At 71.7% G+C, this 2,328-nt stretch carries 2 protein-coding genes; both read right to left on the bottom strand.

The annotated features are described in order from the left end of the window. Nucleotides 1–1,582: hypothetical protein (locus tag KDM41_17970; protein ID MCB1185310.1), on the bottom strand; the 1,582-nt coding region annotated here is incomplete at its 3' end. 23 nt (nt 1,583–1,605) lie between these two features. Then, a partial coding sequence (locus KDM41_17965) for a C69 family dipeptidase (GenBank protein MCB1185309.1) occupies nt 1,606–2,328 on the bottom strand: 723 nt, incomplete at its 5' end.

The raw sequence follows: 2,328 nt of genomic DNA, 5'->3' as shown, positions 1-2,328 counted from the left end.
CTTCGAACGGGATGGGATGGGCCAGGAGGGTAGCCTTCTCGTCGGCGTCGATCTCGGACATGATGTCGGTGACCCACTGCATGAGCCCGTGGAGGTCGCCGACGACGACCTGCCGGCAGGCCGGCCCGGCGGCGGCGGCAACCCGGGAGACGTCGGCCCGGGGACGGCCGAAGTCGCCCTTCTCGATGCGCCGCACCATCTTGGCCAGATCGTCGGTGTCGGTCGTCGCGGCGAAATAGAGGTGGTCGCGGCCGGCACCGAGCTGGATCCGCGGGACGACCTTGCGCATGATCGAGACCAGCTGTTCGGCCTGCATGCGGGCCGCGCCCGTCATGGCGGGATTGCCCGCGTCGGGCATCGCGGCCTCGAACCGGGCCAGGTCGAAGGCGATGTCCCAGGAGCGGAACGGGACGCCGGCGAGTTCGGACGGGTCGCGGGGGGTCAGCTGGTAGCCGATGTCCAGGCTGCCCAGGCCGTCGATGAGCGCCGCCAGCCGGTCCAGGGCGGCGGCGGGGTCGTCGTGGGCCATGACGGCGTGGCTGAGCATGGACTCGCCGTCCGGGGTCAGGCCGGCGGCGAGAGGGCGGGCCCACAGGTCCATGGCGTCCAGGTAGTCGGCCACCCAGGCCTCGTAGGCCTCGCGCTGCGGGCCGCTCAGCCCGCCCAGCGACTGGCCCAGGGAGACCAGATAGTAGTCCCGGAACGAGGCGAAGATGCGGGTCTGGTCGAGGGCCACCACCTGCCACAGGGTGGCGTCGGCGGGCAGGGCGCCGGTGAGGTCCAGGGCCGTGGCGAACGCGGGCTGCGGGCCGGCGTCGAGGGCGCTGCCGGGCTTCACGCCCAGGCCGAGGTGCGAGGTGAACAGATTGTCGCGGCGGCCGAGGGCGAGGTCGAGGCGCTCGACCGACGCGGCGATCGCGCGCAGGGCCTCGGCCATGGCCGCGGCCTCGTCCTCGGTCATGGCGCCGGTGTCGTTGGGCGGCGTGCCGTTGGGTCGGGTCGGGATGCCTGCCAGGCCCATCTCCAGGAAGGCCCCGTAGTCGGTCACGACGGTGCCGAGGTCGAGCGAGACGCTGACCACCCCCGCCGGGAGATGAGCGGCGAGATCGGAGGCGGCGGGGCCGGGCACGTAGCCGGGAATCGACGAGATGGCGAAGTAGCCGCCTTCGGTCAGGGCCGGGCCGTGCCGGGTCGCCGCGGCCGGCAGCTTGGCCAGATCGGCCCCGGCGGCCTTGGGCAGCACGAAGACGAGGGGCGGTTCGGTCCCGGCCATGGGATCGGCCAGGCTGCCGGCGAGGAACAGGGGCCGGCGCGGATCGACGAGTTCGGCCAGGGTGGCGAAGTCGTCGCCCATGTCGGCCAGGATGGAATCCCGCTGCACATCGCTGTCGGGGTCGAACCGGTGGGCGAGGGTCACGATCTCGTCGAGCACCTCGTCGAGGGACGCGACGGCCACCACGGCCGTGGTTTCGCCGGGCAGCAGCCGCCGGGCGTCGTCCGGAACGGCGAAGCCGTCGGCGAACGCGGTCGCGGCGGCGAGGAGCAGGATCAGCCCTGTCAGGATGGTGATCGGGCGGCGCATGGGTCGGCCTCCAACGGCTGGGGTCAGTAGTCCTTCGGCTCGGCGAGATCGGCCGGAGCATCCTGCGGCAGGCGGAACCGGTCCGGCTCGGCCTGCAGCACCGCCCGCAGCCAGGCTTCGGGGTAGCCGGTCTCCTGCGGCCGTCCCCGGTCGTCCTTGATGAATCCGTCGTTGTACTTCGTCAGCAGGTGCTCGCCCAGCGCCCGCCAGCGGTCGGTCACCATTTCGGCGTGCTGCACCGAGTAGTCGGTCAGGTAGCGCCGCATCAGGGCCGGATCGCTTGCGGCGAGGGCCGCGGCGGTCGTCTCGACGGCAGGCTGCAGGTCGAGGAAGTCGCCCTCGATCTCGGCCTGCACGGCCATGACGTCGCGCACCATGGGCTCGTACTTCAGGTTCACGTAGTTGGACACGAAGTTGAACACCCACCAGGCCGAGTCCCAGCTGAAGCGGCCGAGCGTGCCGGTGGCGTAGCTGGGCGGGATGTCGGTGATGCCGCAGTACAGGGGCACGTAGCAGGTGAACCAGGTGTCGTCCAGACCGTACCAGGTGAGGCCGCCGACGGCGTCGGGCAGCCAGGCGCGCGACTGGGTGACCATCGAGAAGCCCGTCTGCTGGGTCGAGATGGGGCGCTCCCAGGTGTACTGCTCGCCGTCGACCTCGAAGCCCATGGGGCGCCAGCGGTAGGGCGACGCGTAGGGGCCGGCGGACACGCCCTGCGTCATGTCGATCTCCGTGCCTTCGTAGTG

The organism is bacterium (assembly GCA_020440705.1).
Lineage (GTDB): Bacteria > Krumholzibacteriota > Krumholzibacteriia > LZORAL124-64-63 > LZORAL124-64-63 > JAGRNP01.
This window is presented reverse-complemented; position numbering and strand designations above follow the sequence as displayed.